The sequence below is a fragment of the Paucimonas lemoignei genome, from assembly GCF_004342585.1.
GTDB lineage: Bacteria > Pseudomonadota > Gammaproteobacteria > Burkholderiales > Burkholderiaceae_D > Paucimonas > Paucimonas lemoignei.
The window spans coordinates 1-17430 of the sequence record NZ_SLZQ01000022.1 but is presented as its reverse complement, the minus strand read 5'-3'; the positions used below and the strand labels follow the sequence as shown (position 1 = coordinate 17430).

14 protein-coding genes and 1 pseudogene are annotated in these 17430 nt (G+C 54.8%); 5 read left to right on the top strand and 10 right to left on the bottom strand.

From position 1 onward, the window contains the following. From EDC30_RS19130 to EDC30_RS19110, 5 genes and pseudogenes are all read right to left on the bottom strand, one after another. Positions 1–182 (bottom strand): annotated as a pseudogene (locus tag EDC30_RS19130) (ABC transporter substrate-binding protein); the annotation flags it as partial. Positions 183–238: 56 nt separating this feature from the next. After that, on the bottom strand, positions 239–949 hold the full coding sequence (locus EDC30_RS19125) for an ABC transporter ATP-binding protein (protein ID WP_132260519.1): 711 nt from the start codon (positions 947–949) through the stop codon (positions 239–241). A 2-nt stretch (positions 950–951) separates the two neighbouring features. Continuing rightward, a complete protein-coding gene (locus EDC30_RS19120) occupies positions 952–1722 on the bottom strand; it encodes an ABC transporter ATP-binding protein (protein ID WP_132260518.1) in 771 nt (256 codons plus the stop codon). A gap of 174 nt (positions 1723–1896) precedes the next feature. Next, on the bottom strand, positions 1897–3561 hold the full coding sequence (locus EDC30_RS19115) for a GMC family oxidoreductase (RefSeq protein ID WP_132260516.1): 1665 nt from the start codon (positions 3559–3561) through the stop codon (positions 1897–1899). Positions 3562–3570: 9 nt separating this feature from the next. Beyond that, positions 3571–5091 carry a CoA-acylating methylmalonate-semialdehyde dehydrogenase gene (locus EDC30_RS19110; RefSeq protein ID WP_132260514.1) on the bottom strand — a complete coding sequence of 507 codons (1521 nt, stop codon included), beginning with the start codon at positions 5089–5091 and terminating at the stop codon, positions 3571–3573. A 132-nt stretch (positions 5092–5223) separates the two neighbouring features. On the opposite strand from EDC30_RS19110, the gene EDC30_RS19105 reads away from it, so the two are divergent. Further along, a complete protein-coding gene (locus EDC30_RS19105) occupies positions 5224–6099 on the top strand; it encodes a LysR family transcriptional regulator (protein ID WP_132260513.1) in 876 nt (291 codons plus the stop codon). 929 nt (positions 6100–7028) lie between these two features. Here the strand turns inward: EDC30_RS19105 and EDC30_RS19100 are convergent. The 5 genes from EDC30_RS19100 to def form a co-directional block, all read right to left on the bottom strand. Next, a complete protein-coding gene (locus tag EDC30_RS19100) occupies positions 7029–7979 on the bottom strand; it encodes a LysR family transcriptional regulator (RefSeq protein ID WP_132260511.1) in 951 nt (316 codons plus the stop codon). Positions 7980–8088: 109 nt separating this feature from the next. Further along, positions 8089–8526 carry a hypothetical protein gene (locus EDC30_RS19095; protein ID WP_132260510.1) on the bottom strand — a complete coding sequence of 146 codons (438 nt, stop codon included), beginning with the start codon at positions 8524–8526 and terminating at the stop codon, positions 8089–8091. Between the two features lie 39 nt (positions 8527–8565). Then, positions 8566–8802 (bottom strand): hypothetical protein, encoded by a 237-nt coding sequence (locus EDC30_RS19090; RefSeq protein ID WP_132260508.1) that lies wholly within the window; start codon positions 8800–8802, stop codon positions 8566–8568. Between the two features lie 175 nt (positions 8803–8977). Beyond that, positions 8978–9931, bottom strand: a complete 954-nt coding sequence (gene fmt / locus EDC30_RS19085) for a methionyl-tRNA formyltransferase (RefSeq protein ID WP_132260521.1) — start codon at positions 9929–9931, stop codon at positions 8978–8980. A gap of 219 nt (positions 9932–10150) precedes the next feature. Then, entirely contained in the window at positions 10151–10687 is a 537-nt protein-coding gene (gene def / locus EDC30_RS19080) for a peptide deformylase (protein ID WP_132260506.1), read from the bottom strand. A 186-nt stretch (positions 10688–10873) separates the two neighbouring features. On the opposite strand from def, the gene EDC30_RS19075 reads away from it, so the two are divergent. The 4 genes from EDC30_RS19075 (at position 10874) to EDC30_RS19060 (ending at position 16777) form a co-directional block, all read left to right on the top strand. After that, on the top strand, positions 10874–11950 hold the full coding sequence (locus EDC30_RS19075; RefSeq protein WP_132260505.1) for a LysM peptidoglycan-binding domain-containing protein: 1077 nt from the start codon (positions 10874–10876) through the stop codon (positions 11948–11950). 9 nt (positions 11951–11959) lie between these two features. Continuing rightward, on the top strand, positions 11960–13108 hold the full coding sequence (gene dprA / locus EDC30_RS19070; protein ID WP_132260503.1) for a DNA-processing protein DprA: 1149 nt from the start codon (positions 11960–11962) through the stop codon (positions 13106–13108). Between the two features lie 243 nt (positions 13109–13351). After that, positions 13352–13831: a Smg family protein gene (locus EDC30_RS19065; protein ID WP_132260502.1), complete on the top strand. Its 480-nt coding sequence runs from the start codon at positions 13352–13354 to the stop codon at positions 13829–13831. Positions 13832–14152: 321 nt separating this feature from the next. Next, positions 14153–16777 (top strand): DNA topoisomerase III, encoded by a 2625-nt coding sequence (locus EDC30_RS19060; RefSeq protein ID WP_132260500.1) that lies wholly within the window; start codon positions 14153–14155, stop codon positions 16775–16777. Positions 16778–17430 lie beyond the last annotated feature (653 nt).

Sequence of the window (17430 nt, the reverse complement as noted above, 5' to 3'; positions counted from 1 at the left end):
GCGATAGCCATGCGCACGGCTTCCGCGCCGTTGGGACCGTCGACGTCGGCGTACACGCCCGACATGTCGGTGATCAGGCCAATCTTGACCACATCACCCGAAATCTGGGCCGAAGCCGATCCAGCAAAGCCCATCAGTGCGGTTGCAGTGGCCAGCGCGATTGCATTCAGTTTAAACGCCATTCTTTATTTCTCCTTTGGTTCTGTATGGTTTTATATGTATAAAGAACATCTACGACTTACACGCCCAGAAGCGTATTCAATACCGGCATCTTGACTTCCAACTCGTTGGAATTGAAAGCCTCGACGATCTGACCATGTTCCATTACGTAAAACCGGTCCGCCAGCGGTGCGGCGAAACGGAAATTCTGCTCCACCATCACAATGGTGTAACCCTTGGCTTTCAGAGCAGTAATCATGCGTGCCAGCGCCTGCACGATGACCGGTGCCAGACCTTCGGAAATTTCATCCAGCAGCAGGATCTTGGCGCCGGTGCGCAGGATGCGGCCGACTGCCAGCATCTGCTGTTCGCCACCCGACAGGCGGGTACCCTGGCTGTTCTTGCGTTCTTTCAGGTTGGGGAACATTTCATAGATTTCCTCAACCGACATGCCTTTGTCCGACTTTGAGACTTGCGGCGGCAGCAGCAGATTTTCTTCGGTCGACAGCGACGAGAAAATGCCGCGCTCTTCCGGGCAATAACCGACGCCCAGATGGGCGATCTTGTAAGTCGGCAGATGGATCGATTCCACGCCACCGATCTTGATCGAGCCCTTGCGCGCACCGACCAAGCCCATGATGGAACGCATGGTCGTCGTGCGGCCGGCACCGTTGCGTCCCAGAATGGACACGACTTCGCCGTAATTCACCGACAGGTTCACATCATGCAGGATGTGCGATTCGCCGTACCATGCATGCAGGTTGCTGATTTCTAGTGCTTTCTCAGCCATGATCAATGGGCTCCTTGGAGTTCTGCGGCGGAGGTACCCATGTACGCTTCCATCACTTGCGGGTTTTTCGATACTTCTGCATAGGTGCCTTCGGCCAGGATGGCGCCACGCTGCAAAACAGAAATCTTGTCGCAGATGCCGGAGACCACGCTCATGTTGTGCTCCACCATGAGAATGGTGCGGCCAGCTGACACCTTCTTGATCAGCTCGGTCACGAGATGCACGTCTTCATGGCCCATGCCCTGGGTCGGCTCGTCCAACAGCATCAGTTCCGGTTCCATGCCCAGGGTCGTGGCGATTTCCAGGGCGCGCTTGCGGCCATACGGCAAATCGACGGTCACAGTATCGGCGAATTCGGTCAGGCCCACTTCCGCCAGCAATTGCATGGCGCGGTCGTTCAACTGGTTCAGCGTCTGTTCGCTTTTCCAGAAATGGAACGAGGTGCCGAGCTTGCGCTGCAAACCGATACGCACATTCTGCAAGACGGTCAGATGCGGAAACACGGCGGAAATCTGGAACGAGCGGATCACGCCTTGACGGGCGATCTGCGCCGGCTTGTCCGCCGTGATGTCTTTGCCGTTGAAAAGGATCTGGCCCGAGGTGGGAATCAGGAACTTGGTCAGCAAGTTGAAGCAGGTCGTCTTGCCGGCACCATTGGGTCCAATCAGTGCATGGATATGACCACGCTGCACTTTCAAATTCACGTCATTGACTGCCGTGAACCCCTTGAACTCTTTGGTGAGATTTTTCGTCTCTAGGATGACAGGGGTCATCATTTCTCCTTCTAGTACTTCTCTATCGCTTTGTGAGCGTCGCTTTTGTATGCGCTGTATTTTTAGATAACAGCACGTTATTTACTACGAAATTTTGCGAATAGTACTAGCTCTTATTCCAAGAAACAATACCAGAGATTCACCTCCGAAATGCTTTTCTTGACAACAGTATTTTTACTGCAATGTTTCCTCAAAAGTTTGTTGCGGCGCAATGCTTGCAATAGAGGAAGAAATATACTGTGCGGCCCGTTCGGCCAGCATGATAGTAGGAGAGTTGGTATTGCCGGAAGTGATGGTCGGCATGGCGGAAGCATCGACGACGCGCAGAGCATGGATTCCCCTTACGCACAGGCGACTATCAAGCACTGCCATCGGGTCATTACGCGCCCCCATTTTGCAGGTCCCGACAGGATGAAAAATGGTCGTGCCGATGTTTCCCGCAGCATGAGCCAACTCCTCTTCGGTGCGATAACTTAAGCCCGGCTTAATCTCTACGGGAGTAAATTGTTGCAATGCGGGAGCTGAAATAATTTTTCGCGTGAGCGAGAGAGAATCCGCCGCGACGCGCCGATCTTCGGCCGTGCTCAAGTAGTTTGGCGAGATTTTTGGAGCAGAAAAAGAATCGGACGAGGCCAGTCTGACATGTCCCCGCGAACTCGGACGCAGGTTGCATACGCTTGCAGTAAAGGCTGGGAAGCTATGCAAGGGTTCGCCGAAGCGTTCGAGCGAGAGCGGTTGAACATGATATTCCAGGTTGGCTGTCGGCTGACTGGGATCGGATTTTGCAAACGCGCCCAACTGCGATGGCGCCATCGACATCGGCCCTTTCTGAAACAGTAAATATTCCAGGCCGATTTTCATCTTCCCATACCAGTTGTTGGCCATGGTGTTGAGCGTGCGGACGCCCTCGATTTGAAAGATCATGCGCAGCTGCAAATGGTCTTGCAGATTTTCGCCGACACCCGGCAAATCGGCTTGCACGGCGATGCCATGCTGACGCAGCAAATCGGCGGGACCGATGCCGGACAATTGCAGGATGTGCGGCGAACCGATCGCGCCGGCGCAAAGAATGGTTTCGCGCCTGGCTTCGGCAAACCAGCGGTTGCCTTCGCGAATGAATTCCACGCCGCGGCAAGTCTTGCCCTGCAAGCTATCTTCGAGGCGCACGCGCTCGACATGACAGCCCGTCATGACGGTCAGATTGCCGCGCTTGAGCGCCGGCTTCAGGAAGGCCCGCGCCGTGCTCCAGCGCCAGCCGCGTTTCTGGTTCACTTCAAAGTAGCCGCAACCTTCATTGTCGCCGCGGTTGAAATCATCCACCGAAGGAATGCCGGTCTGCGCCGCTGCGGCACGGAAGGCTTCGAGAATTTCCCACGACAGGCGCTGCTTTTCCACGCGCCATTCGCCGCCGGCGCCGTGAAAGGCATTGGCGCCGCCATGATGGTCTTCACTGCGCTTGAAGACTGGCAGAACGTTTTCCCAGCGCCAGCCATCGTCGCCCGTCAAGCGCGCCCATTCATCGTAGTCGCGTGCCTGGCCGCGCATGTAAATCATGCCATTGATGGACGAGCAGCCGCCCAGCACCTTGCCGCGCGGGTAAATCAGGCTGCGGCCATTCAAGCCGGGATCGGCTTCGGTGCGAAAGCGCCAGTCGGTGCGCGCATTATCGATGCAATACAGGTAACCGACCGGGATATGCACCCACAGGTAGTCATCCTTCTTGCCGGCTTCAAGCAGCAAGACTTTCACGTTCGGATCCTGGCTCAAGCGATTGGCCAGCACACAGCCGGCAGAGCCGGCACCGATGATAATGTAATCGTATTGTCCGGCCGCCTGCATGATGGGCTCCTATTTCGCCACGGGCATGGTGAATTCCGCGCCCTTGCCGATCGATTCCGGCCAGCGCTGCATGATCGATTTGTAACGGGTATAGAAGCGGATGCCTTCCTCGCCGTAGGCATGCGCGTCGCCGAACAGCGAACGCTTCCAGCCGCCAAATGAATGCCATGCCATCGGCACGGGAATCGGCACGTTGACGCCGACCATGCCGACTTCGATATGCCGCGAGAATTCGCGCGCGGTATGGCCATCCGACGTAAAGAGCGAGACGCCATTGCCGAATTCATGCGCATTGATCAAGTCGACCGCGGCAGCCAGGTCCGGCACGCGCACCACGCACAGCACTGGCCCAAAGATTTCTTCGCGATAGATGCTCATCTCCGGCGTGACTTGATCGAACAAGCTGCCGCCGATGAAAAATCCCTTTTCATGGCCCGGCACGCGCAAGCCGCGGCCATCGACCAGGAGCTTGGCCCCGGCTTGCACACCGGCTTCGATATAGCCTTCGATTTTTTCCTTGTGCGCCGCGGTGACCACCGGGCCCATTTCGGCATCCGGTTCCATGCCATTCTTGACCTTGAGCGCCTTCACGCGCGGGATCAGCGCATCGATCAAGCGGTCACCGACGTCGCCCACGGCGACCGCCACGGAAATCGCCATGCAGCGCTCGCCAGCGGAGCCATACGCCGCGCCGATCAAGGCATCGACTGCCTGCTCGAGATCGGCATCAGGCATGACCACCAGATGGTTCTTGGCGCCGCCTAAGGCTTGTACGCGCATCGGATAGGTGCCCTTGCGCTTGACGCCTTCGGTATAGATGTATTCGGCAATCGGGGTGGAGCCGACGAAAGATACGGCTTTCACATCGGGATGCTGCAGCAGCGTGTCGACGGCGAGCTTGTCGCCCTGCACGACGTTGAACACGCCATCCGGCAATCCCGCCTGTTGCAGCAAGTCGGCCAGCATCAGTGACGCCGACGGGTCTCGCTCGGAAGGCTTCAATACGAAGGTATTGCCGGTTGCCAGCGCCATCGGCGCCATCCATAAGGGCACCATCACCGGAAAATTAAACGGCGTGATGCCAGCCGTGACGCCAAGCGGCTGACGCAATTGCCAGTTATCGATACCACCGCCGATATTGTCGGTGAACTGGGTCTTCAATAATTGCGGCACGCCGCAGGCGAATTCCACCACTTCGATGCCGCGCACGACTTCGCCCTTCGCATCGGAAAACACCTTGCCGTGTTCGCGGGTGATCACTGCGGCCAGGGCGTCATGGTGCTTTTCCATCAATTCCTTGAACTTAAACAGGATGCGCGCCCGCTTCAAGGGCGCCATCTCGGCCCAGGCTGGCGCCGCCGCTTTGGCTGCCGCGACTGCCGAGTTGACTTCCTCCACGCTTGCCAGCACGACTTCAGCCGTCGCTTCGCCGCTTGCCGGATTGAAGACTTGTTGGCGACGACCGCCCGATGAGGTCGTGAAGCGGCCACCGATGAAATGCGCAATGCTGGGAAGAGACAGGTTAGTCATAAGAATTCCTTAGGTAGATCCATCATTTTCGGCAGCATATCGCTGAAATATTGATAAATCCAATCAGATTTACTCAATCTTTTATAAAAATAATTTATGATGATTGTGACACTATGGATAGGGATATCAGGCATGGACCCGACTCAGCTGCGTGCTTTCGTGACGGTTGCCCGCACCGGCAACCTGACCCGTGCCGCCGCTGCACTGCATCTGACCCAACCGGCCGTCAGCCTACAAATCAAGGCTTTGCAGGCATCGCTCCAGGTCCAGTTATTCACGCGCACGCCAGCCGGCATGGAATTGACCACCGAAGGCAGCAAGCTCTTGCCACTGGCTGAACGCATTCTCGGCAATATCGCGGAACTGCAGCAAGCCGCCGCCGCCTTGCATTCCACCCTGAGCGGGTCGCTCTCGATCGGCACGATTCTCGATCCGGAATTCACCCGCCTGGGTGCTTTCCTGAAACGCCTGGTTGAATCATGGCCGCAGTTAAAGCCCAAGCTGCAGCATGGCATGTCGGGCACGGTTTTACAGATGGTTAAAGATGGCCAGCTCGATACCGGCTATTACCTCGGCACGCCAGGCAAGGAATTCCATTCCATGGTGCTGACCCCGGTGACCTATAACGTGGTCGCCCCGCGCGGCTGGAAAACCCGGGTCATGGGCAAGGATTGGCCAGCATTGGCGCAATTGCCCTGGATCTGGACTCCGCCGGAATCGGTGCATCACCGCTTGCTGACGGAAGTATTCACGGCGCACCACGTCAAACCGCCCACCGTTGCGCAAGTCGATCAGGAACACTCCATGCTGGACCTGGTGAAATCCGGCATCGGCCTTTCCCTGGTGCGGGAATCGATTGCATTGCGTGAAGCACATGCCCATGGCTTGGTCATTGCCGATACCGTCACACTCACTACCGAATTACGCTTCACCACATTAAACAAAAGACAACATGAACCAGCCATTACCGCCGGCTTTGCCATTTTGGCTACGGTTTGGGCCAGCTAAGCGGCGATCTGCCTAGTTTTTCCTAAATAATTACTAATTTAGAAACTAGTTATGCACATTTTCTGTGAATAACTACGAGGATAGCCTTGGGATCGTTTGTGTAAAAGTGCGGAAATTTCCTCAGTGCATTTTTTTATTCAGAATTTGTGCCGGATAGATACAGGCTTTATCAAGCCGCTTATCCGTAGCCTAAATCCTTGAATTGCTTCGCGGTTTACCAGTTATCCACAGTTTTTAGGGCGTTTACTATTACTACTATAAATATATATAACTAATTATTTAAAACCTAGCTTGCTCTTTCGATTTGTGCTCCGGCTTTTACTCATTCAGATAACAAAGTTGAAATTTCTGATTCAGTATCTTGAGAGCAGTCTAAGAAAAGTGGTCACAACAAAAAATGGCCGAAGTGCTGCCAAGCAATTTAAGAAAAATTTGAAGTTCTTGATGAATCCGACAATTCAAGCCGGACGTTATCTATTTTCTTTATGCCAATAACTTGTTACAGGCGTTAAAACACATGACAGTTGTGGATAAGCGGGTGGGTAAAATCCGGCGAGTTTGTGTACAAACCCGTTGATTATCCAAACCGGATTTTTTATTCAGAAGCTGTCCATTGCAGACACAAGCCTTATCAAGCTGGTTTTACTCACGCTAATTGATTGATTTAGTTAAGAAAACGTGAGTTATCCACAAAAAATCGCCGCGTTAACTACTACTACTATATGTATATATAAATACTTATTAAAAACCTTTTGTTTTCATTCCCCAGCAGCGAAATGAAAAATTAATGCAATAAAAACAAGTGTTATTTGCTTTCTAAAATAGTCATAAATGGATGACGTAATAAAAATGCAACTACACAAGTAAAAAAAATCCACCGCAACAAAGTGTGGTGGATCTGCATGACGATCTATTTTTTCACTGAATTGCTATAGCTGCAACAATCCGCTATCCATGGCTTTGTCCGTGGCTTCTGCCAGCTTCGCCCGCAACCAGCGGTGTGCAGGATTACGTGCATCGCGCTCGTGCCACAGCATATCGACGTGCACCGGCGGCATCTGGAATGGCAACTCCTTGGCAATCAATTCATCCGCCTTGCCGGTCGAGGCAATCAAATGCCGCGGCAGCACGGTAATCAAGTCCGAATTCGCGACCACGGCGCCGCCCGTGTAAAACTGATTGACCGTCAAGAGAATGCGGCGCTCGCGGCCCATGTGCGCCAGCACATCATTTACCTGGCCATGGGCACGCCCGGAAAAACTCACCAGCAAGTGGTTCGCCTCGCAATATGCATCCAATGTCAATTCCTTCGAAGCCAGCGGATGGCCCTTGCGCATGACGCAGACATACTTGCCGGTATAGAGCCGCTCATGCCGAATCGGCGTACTGGACTCGGTCGCCATTTGATTGACCACGCCAGGGAAGAAACCAATCGTCAGATCGATGTCGCCTCTCAAGAGAATCGGCCGCGGGTCGCGTGTCGTCAACGGCATCATGCGCACATTCATGCCGGGCGCTTCGCGCTGAATATCCTGGACCAGCGTGGGCAGCCACAGTGCGGCCGGCGCATCCGCCATGGCCATGCGGAAGGTCGTCTTGGTCTTGGCGAGATCAAAGCTTTCCGGCGTCAGCGCCGCTTCAAGCTCGGTCAAGGCATTGCGCACCGTCGGCCACAACTCTTCCGCCCGCGGCGTCGGCCTGACACCATGTGCCGTGCGAATCAACAAATCATCGCCCATGGCATCGCGCAAGCGTTTCAGGGCATTCGAGACGGCCGGTTGCGTCATGGCCAGCCGATTGGCTGCCCTGGTCAGGTTTTGTTCCGACATGACGGCATCGAAGACCCGCAACAGATTCAAATCAAGGGTGAGAAAACTCATGTTTTTGAAGTAAGTAAGCTAACGCCCAAATTATGCGCTAACCATTGATGTTGGTAAATTTTATAAATAGTTACTGCGAAGAATCAATTAGACCGCAATGGTGACGGCTTTACTGCGATTCGAGTCCGTCGATGAGTTTTTGCGTATCGATAATCCGTGCAGCCAGCCGCTGGATGCCGGTTTCATCCTGAATCCAGCGCTGTACAACATACGGTGCGAATCCAGTTTCTTCCCGTATTGCAAACTGAAAGATGGCATCCCAGTCCGCGTCGCGCGGCATGACCCACACCACTTGGCGTCCTATATCTTCATGAATGCCGGCGTGCCGCAAATTGGCGCAAACACGCCAGGCACGTTGCTCCCGGGTATGACAGTAATGACCGGAAGAATCCGGTAAAGGCAAAACAGTTGGGACGCGGCGCTCCACCAGTGCGGTGGCGCCGGTTTTGAACTTCGCCCAAGGGCCGAGCAAAACCTGGATCACCAGCTTACGCTCGGTGTCCGACAAGGGCGCGTCAAGATAGTAACAAGACAGCGTATGTGCCATGAATCCATCATACGCCTGGTAAAAAGCAATTGAAAAGAATTACTTTCTGCGTTTTTTCCAGTTGTAATCGGAAGCAGGGTCGGCCACGCCAGGATGCCCAACCACATGCGGGTTTTCCGAACACATGGTAACGAAACGAATGCCTTCCCCTGCACGCTGGCGGATGCGTAGCTGCTCCATGAAATGCAGCGCCGCGCCCATCTGGCTGGAATCGAAGGCCTGGGCTTGCGTCAAGCCGCCCTCTTCGTTGTACTCGGTCCAGTACACCATATACATGGCTGCTCCTTTGCAGGGAATGCTAGTCTTAATCTTTGACCGGATTCCGCTAGCTTAATTTTTGCAGTGGCAGGCAAGCATTCACGCCGGCTTATTCGTGACTTAGTGACTTATCCTGGCTTTCGAAAATAATCAGCTTACCTTCAGCGCTGCCATTATTCGCCAAGCTTGACTATCACGAAGTGAAGCTGCCACCAGTGAGCGCGAATCCCTGCAGGAATTCACGCGCCGATAAGCGCTTGCCACCGGGCTTTTGCAGCAGTGTCACCCGCAGCGCATCGCTGCCGCACGCAATCACAATACCTTCGGCATCAGCACGAAGAACTTGCCCGGGTGCTGCTTTACCGCTGTGCGGCACGACTTCCGACTGCCACAGTTTCAGCGCCACCTTGTCATAGATACCGACTGCGCCGGGAAAAGGATTGAATGCACGGATCTTGCGCGATAGTTCGAAAGCCGGCAGGGCAAAATCCAGTTGCGCTTCTTCCTTGGAGATTTTTGCTGCGTACGTCACGCCCGCCTCCGGCTGCGGAGTTGCCGGCAAATCACCGTGCTGAAGCCGCGCCAGGGTTGCCACGATCATGTCCGCGCCAAGCGCGGCTAGCTTGTCATGCAAAGACCCGGTCGTATCGTTTGCCGCGATCGGCAAGCTTTGCATGGATAGCATCGGCCCGGTGTCGAGGCCTTCTTCCATTTGCATGATGGTGACGCCGGTGGTGGCGTCGCCAGCTTCGATAGCCCGATGAATGGGCGCCGCACCTCTCCAGCGCGGCAATAGCGACGCATGGATATTGATGCAGCCATGTTTGGGAATGTCCAGGACCGAGCGTGGCAGGATCAAGCCATATGCCGCCACCACCATGACATCGGCTTGCACGGCATGCAGCAAGTCATGGGCTTCTTGCGCCACTTGCGGATATTTGCCATCCAGCTTTAACGATACAGGCTGGGCAACGGGAAGATGATGGTCCAGGGCGAATTGCTTGACGGGAGACGCCTGCAATTGCATTCCGCGTCCTGCAGGGCGGTCAGGCTGGGTCAGCACCAGGACAATGTCATGGCCAGCCGCGTGCAAGGCTTGCAGGGCAACGGCGGCGAATTCGGGAGTTCCGGCATAGATGATTTTCATGACCCGCATTGTATTACGAGCCATTAGCGTCGTTCATTGCCGGATGAATTAAACGCGTACCGATTTTCGTAGGTTAAAAAGGAAAACGAGCAACGACGTGGCGCACCAAGGCAGCGCGATAGCGCATGCTTGACTGCGGCGGGCACGATGAAGAAAGGGAATGCCGGCAAGGATATATTGCCGGCAGTAAGAAAGAGAAAGGTGAAGAAGGAAAAGCGCTTAGCGGGCAGCCACGGCTTTCTGGCGATGACGCTGCAGTTCCCGTTCTTCTTTGACCAGCTTGGTCTTGATGCGATTGCGCTTCAGGGGCGACAAGTATTCAACGAAGACCTTGCCCTTCAAGTGATCGATTTCATGCTGAATGCAGACAGCCAGCAAACCATCCGCCTCTAGTTCGAAAGGCTGTCCATCTCCGTCCAATGCCTTCACGCGGACTTGCGCCGGACGTTCGACGCCATCGTACACGCCCGGAACGGACAGGCAGCCTTCGTCATAGACCCGCTTTTCCTCGCTGGCCCACACGATTTCAGGATTGATAAAGACTTGCAAGGCATCATGCGTTTCCGAAACATCGATGACAATGAGTTGCTCATGCACGTCAATCTGCGTCGCGGCCAATCCCACGCCGGGCGCGTCGTACATGGTTTCCGCCATGTCGGCAATCAAGCGTTTTAAACGCGCATCAAAAACCGTCACAGGCTTGGCAACCTTGTGCAGGCGGGGGTCGGGATATCGAAGAATATTTAATAAGGCCATACGACTTTTGCGCAACAATGCGGCAAGTTAAGAGTGTGTTTTCTCTTGCTAGTTCAAGGATTTATGTGCAGAATTTGATTCAAATTGACAATTGTTTCCTGATGTCACATATTTTGTACACAGGCAACGTGCTGTGGCTACGCCTTACCAAAATTGACAAATCCGGCCACATTCATCGGACGAACCATGAAAAATTTTAGCACAGCAGTCGTTTCCCTCGCTTTCGCAGCAGCTTCTGCCTCTTTCCTTTCACCTGCTGCATTTGCGGCCCAAAAGTGCGAATTCAAGGCCGATGCGCCGGATTCGCATAAGGTCGTGCGGGGCGATACGCTGTGGGATATCTCCGGCAAATTTCTGCAGCATCCATGGTGCTGGCCGCAAGTCTGGGGCTTGAATCGCGACCAGATCAAGAACCCGCACTGGATCTATCCCGGCCAGATCGTCTATTTTGATCGTGCCACCGGCCGCCTGAGCTTGGGCCGACCGGTTGGCTCCACGTCGGGTGCAGATGGCTCCGTACGCCTGTCGCCGCAGGCGCGCATCGAAGGCGTCGGCCAGGATGCAGTGCCGGCGATTCCTTCCGGCGTGATCGAACCTTTCCTGTCGCAACCGCTGATCGTCACCACAGCCGAGCTGGCAGGTACGCCGCGCATCGTCGCGACACCAGAAGGGCGCGTCAATCTGGGCAAGGGCGATAAAGCTTACGTCCTGGGCGAATTGAATGGAGCAACCTCTTTTCAGGCTTTCCGTCCGGGTAAGCCCTTGATCGATCCCGATACCAGAAAAGTAATCGGTTACGAAGCGGCTTATCTTGGCACGCTGAAGTTGAACCAGGCTGGCAAGGCTGCCAACGAAGCGCATTCCTTCACTGTGGTCACGTCGAAAGAAGAAATGGGCGTCGGCGATCGCTTGCTCGCCGTGCAACCGACGCCATTGCTCAATTATGTTCCGCATGAACCGGAAACGCCGGTGTCCGCACGTATCGTGTCAGTCTACGGCGGCGTGACCCATGCCGGTCAAAACCAGATCGTCTCGATCAATCGCGGTGCCCGCGATGGCATCGATATCGGCTCCGTGCTGGAACTGTACCGTAACGGCGGAGTAGTCAAGGACCGCACCGATAGCAGAAGCGCGATCAAACTGCCGGATGAAAAATACGGCGCATTGTTCGTATTCCGCGTATTCGACAATATCTCGTATGCGCTGATCATGCAGGTGACCGATACCGTGCAGATCGGCGACTTCGCCAAGTCGCCGCAATAATCGTTTGCCGTGACCGGCGCGATCGGCCAGCCGTCCGCGGACGGCGATCTGCTGTCGCATTGGCTTAGGCTGGCGCAGGTACGCGGAGTCGGGCCGGACACCGCGCGCAAGCTGCTGGCGCGGTTCGGCTTGCCAATCAATATATTCGCGGCCGATGCCGATGCGCTGGGTGAAGTCGTCTCCCAGCGCATCGTCCAGGCCTTACTGTCGCCGCTCGATGACGCGGCACGCAAACATATCGACGCCACGCTGCAATGGGCGAGCCTGCCCGGCAACCATATTCTCACTCTTGCCGACGCCGACTATCCGGCAAGCCTGTTGCAGACTGCCGATCCGCCCATACTGTTGTACGTGAAAGGCCGTGTCGAGCTATTGCATCGCCCTTCTCTGGCAGTGGTCGGCAGCCGTAACGCGAGCGTGCAGGGTGTCACCAATGCCGAAAAATTTTCTGAAGCCTTGAGCGAAGCGGACTGGACGATCGTCTCGGGCCTCGCGCTTGGCATCGATACGGCGGCACACCAGGGAGCATTGCGTCACGCCGAGCGCGGCGGCTCGACCATCGCCGTCATCGGCACGGGCGCCGACATCGTCTACCCTGCGCGTAACCGGTCACTGGCGCATCAAGTCGCCGAAGCAGGTTGCATCGTGAGCGAATACCCGCTTGGCACACCGGCCATGTCGGGCAACTTCCCGCGCCGTAACCGTATCATCAGCGGTTTGTCGCGAGGTGTTCTGGTCGTCGAAGCGGCGACCGAATCCGGTTCGCTCATCACCGCGCGCATGGCGGCCGAACAGGGCCGCGACGTGTTTGCCATTCCCGGCTCGATCCATTCACCCCTGGCCAAGGGTTGCCACTTATTGATCAAGCAAGGTGCCAAGCTGGTGGAAACGGCACAGGATATTCTGGAAGAGTACAGCCCGCAATCGTCGAAGCCGACGATCAACGACGCTGCGCCTTCAGCGCCGCAGAGCGACGCCTCTGCAGCAAGCAGCACGGATCCCCTTCTCCAGTTGATGGGCTTCGATCCAGTCGACGTTGAAACCCTGGCACGTCGGACTGGTCAAGACATGGCAAGCTTGCATGTGCAATTGCTCACGCTGGAATTGCAAGGTTACATCGAACGTTTGCCCGGCGAAGTCTACCGGCGCTTGCAGTAGAGAACTTTTTCCACAAGGCACAGTCTTTTGTACTGCTTGCCCGCAAATCACCGCGTTCTTCCCGCTATCACCTACTGATATTTCAGTTTGTCATCGCAACAAGACAAGCATCTTTTTTAAGTCGTATAGAATTGTCCTTGCGAAATTGTTGACCAAAATCAGTGTCAACATTGCGCAACTGATGATCCCGGCATGTTGCTCCCAGCGCTTGTCACTTCGCAATCTTAAGGCTACATTAGAACCATGTTTGACGTCCTTGTTTACCTCTACGAAACTTACTATCGTCCCGATGCTTGCCCGGATCCGGAAGCACTGGTTAAGAAGCTTTCTGCCGTAGGTTTTGAAGACGATGAAATCAGCAAGGCACTGGGTTGGTTGACTGATCTCGACAAAACCACTAGCGATTATTTGGATCGCTTCCCGGAACAAGCCGCATTCTCTTTCGGCGGCATGCGTTTTTATGCCCGTCAGGAACTTGAAGTTTTGGGTACTGCAGCAGTTGGTTTTATTCAATTCCTAGAGTCAGCCAAGCTGCTTGATGCCATCCAGCGTGAAATCGTCATCGAGCGCGCTTTGGCGGCAAGCGATCGCCGCTTGTCACTCGACAAACTCAAAGTCATCGTCTTGATGGTCTTGTGGAGCCAAGGAAAAGAACCGGATGGCTTGATGTTCGATGAGCTGTTCTGGGACAATGAAAATACCAATGCCCGTCTGTTGCACTGATTTTCCAGTTCAAATCAGCTTCTCAATTCTTCCACCTCGCCGCGTTAAAGCTTCTTGCGCGGCGATTTTTTTTCCAAAACAACTGTATTAGCATTTTCGCAATATTGGGCGTGCGGCTACAGCTATGGCGTGCTTAGCTTGCGGTTTTTGCTAGAACGCGCTTATCATTGGCCGCTAATTGCCAGATTGTCAGAGGCTTGACAACTTGCCTGGTCGACCGCGAATCTGTTTCTTTTCCATAAAAGCAGCAACACTTCCGCCTAGCCGCTGTCCATGTCGACAGATGACGCGTCGCGCCATATTTCAAACGAGAATAGATTTATGACTAAAACTCTCATCATTGCCGAGAAGCCTTCCGTCGCCAACGATATCGCGAAGGCGCTTGGTGGCTTTACCAAGCACGATGAGTATTTCGAGTCCGACGAATACGTCCTGTCGTCGGCGGTAGGCCATCTGGTCGAAATCGGCGTGCCGGAAGAATACGATGTCAAGCGCGGCAAATGGACCTTTACGCACTTGCCAGTGATTCCGCCGCACTTCGCCCTGAATCCGATTCCCAAGACGGAATCGCGCCTGAAGGTATTGACGAAACTGCTCAAGCGCAAAGATGTCGCCGCCCTGGTTAACGCCTGCGACGCCGGGCGCGAAGGGGAATTGATCTTCCGCTTGATCGTGCAGTACGCCAAGGCCAAGCAACCGGTCAAGCGTCTGTGGCTGCAATCGATGACGCCGAACGCCATTCGCGAAGGCTTTCACAAGTTACGCACCGACCAGGAAATGCTGCCGCTGGCAGATGCGGCGCGTTGCCGCAGCGAGTCCGATTGGCTCATTGGCATCAACGGCACTCGTGCCATGACCGCATTCAATTCCAAGGAAGGCGGCTTCTATCTCACCACCGTGGGCCGCGTGCAGACGCCGACCCTGTCGATCGTGGTCGAGCGCGAGGAAAAGATCAAGAAATTCGTGCCGCGCGATTATTGGGAAGTGCGCGCCGAATTCGTGTGCGCCGCCGGTATTTATGAAGGCCGCTGGCTCGATACCAAGCACAAGAAGGATGAAACTGATCCGGAAAAGAAACCCGAGCGCTTGTGGAGCCGTGCCGCTGCCGAATCGATTGTTGCCGCCTGCCGCGGCAAGCCCGGCAAGGTCACCGAAGAATCCAAGCCGACCACGCAGATTGCGCCGGCCTTGTTCGACTTGACCAGCCTGCAGCGCGAAGCCAATGCCCGTTTCGGCTTTTCGGCCAAGAATACGCTGGGCCTGGCGCAGGCGCTGTATGAAAAGCACAAGGTATTGACCTACCCGCGTACCGATTCGAAGCATCTGCCCGAAGACTATCTCGACACGGTCAAGCAAACGCTGGAAACCATTGCGACGAACAATAATTATCATCAGTTCGCCTCGCAGATTCTGAAAAACGACTGGGTCAAGCCCAACAAGCGCATTTTCGATAACAAAAAAATCAGCGACCACTTCGCCATCATCCCGACGACGCAAGCGCCGAAAAACCTGTCGGAGCCTGAACAGAAACTGTACGACCTGGTGACGCGCCGTTTCATGGCCGTGTTTTTCCCGGCCGCCGAATTCCAGGTCACCACGCGCTTTACGGAAGTCTCGGGACACCAGTTCAAGTCCGAAGGCAAGGTCATGACCAGCGCCGGGTGGCTCGCCATCTACGGCAAGGAAGCGGCGTCCGGCAAGGAAGAAGACAATGCCAAGATCCTGGTGCCGGTGGCAAAGGATGAAACTGTCAAGACCGACAAGGTCGATGTGCATAGCCTGGTCACCAAGCCGCCTGCGCGCTATACCGAAGCGACGCTGCTGTCAGCCATGGAAACCGCCGGCAAGCTGGTGGACGATGAAGAGTTGCGCGAAGCCATGGCCGGCAAGGGCCTGGGTACGCCAGCCACCCGCGCTGCCATCATCGAAGGCTTGCTCAATGAAAAATACCTCTTGCGCGAAGGCCGCGAGCTGATTCCGACCGCCAAGGCATTCCAGCTGATGACGCTCTTGCGCGGCCTTGGCGTAGAGGAACTCACCGCGCCTGAATTGACGGGCGAATGGGAATACAAGCTGGCGCAGATGGAGCGCGGCCAGATCAGCCGCGAGGAATTCATGCGCGAGATCGCGCAGATGACCCAGGTGATCGTCAAGCGCGCCAAGGAATACGACAACGACACCATCCCCGGCGAGTACGCTACCCTGAAGACGCCCTGTCCGAATTGCGGCGGCGTGGTCAAGGAAAACTACCGGCGCTTTGCCTGCACCCAGTGCGAATTCTCCATCTCGAAAATTCCGGGCAGCCGTCAGTTCGAGATCAGCGAAGTCGAAGAATTGTTGGCACGACGCGAAATCGGTCCGCTGCAAGGCTTCCGTTCCAAGATGGGCCGACCGTTTGCAGCCATTTTGAAGATCGTGCGCGACGAGGAAAACAATAATTACAAGCTCGAATTCGACTTTGGCCAAAACCAGGATGAAGATGAGAATGCCGAAGGCGTCGACTTCAGCGGACAGACGCCGCTGGGCCCGTGCCCGAAATGCGGCAGTGGTGTGTATGAGATGGGATTGGCGTACGTCTGCGAGAAGAGTGTCGCCAAGCCCAAGACCTGCGATTTCCGTAGCGGCCGCATCATCTTGCAGCAGGAAATTCTGCCCGAGCAAATGGCGAAATTGCTCAACGAAGGAAAAACCGATTTGTTGCCGGGATTTGTCTCGCAACGCACGCGTCGGCCTTTCAAGGCATTCCTGGTACGCGGCAAGGATGGCAAGATCAGCTTTGAATTCGAAGAACGCAAGGCTAAAGCCCCGGCCAAAGCCAAGGCCCCCAAATCTGCTGACAACGATGCGCAGCCGGTAGAAAAACCGGCCACCAAGGTGCCAATGAAAAAAGCCGTCGCGAAAAAGGCAGCGGTTAAACGAACCGCGGCAAAGAAAGCAGCAGCGTAAAACGCTTTCAATCGCCCCACTTCACTTCCTTGCCTGGCGACTTCGTGTCGCCAGTGTCATTTTTATCCCTCTAAAAGGGCAAGAATCCATTTCTGCAAATTAGCTATTTCCCTAAGCAAATTAATTCCTGTTTAAGGAACGGTACTTAGAATGCGATAAAACTAAAAGAGTCAGAAGGGAAAATTTGCGGTAGCTCAAATTTTCTGAGGAGATGCGGAACTATCGAAAAGTTAGCATTATGGCTATAATACGCGCCGTATTGACGCGACGCACAATTTACAAGCCAGTGCTAATCCTTCATTGCTCAGCGTTGATAACGATCTAGCCGGCGAAGATAAGCCGGCAACCTCATGGCTTCGCCAACCTGAAGTCATTGGAACTGGATGGGCATAACCTATTCGGGCGCGGGAAGGTATTCAAATGTAAGAAAGCGTGAAATCTGTCGGCAAAAAAATACGCCACAGCTTTCATCCGTTGACAGGTCGGTAGCAATGCTGATCTGCTACACGATGCTCGCAGTTTATTAATTGATTTAACCCACCAAGAGGAAAGAAGATGATGAGACGTCACGTTCTGACTGCCCTTGCTGTCATGTGCGCTGCCACTGCTGCCACCGCGGTGCAAGCCAAAGACATCAAGATTGCCCATATTTA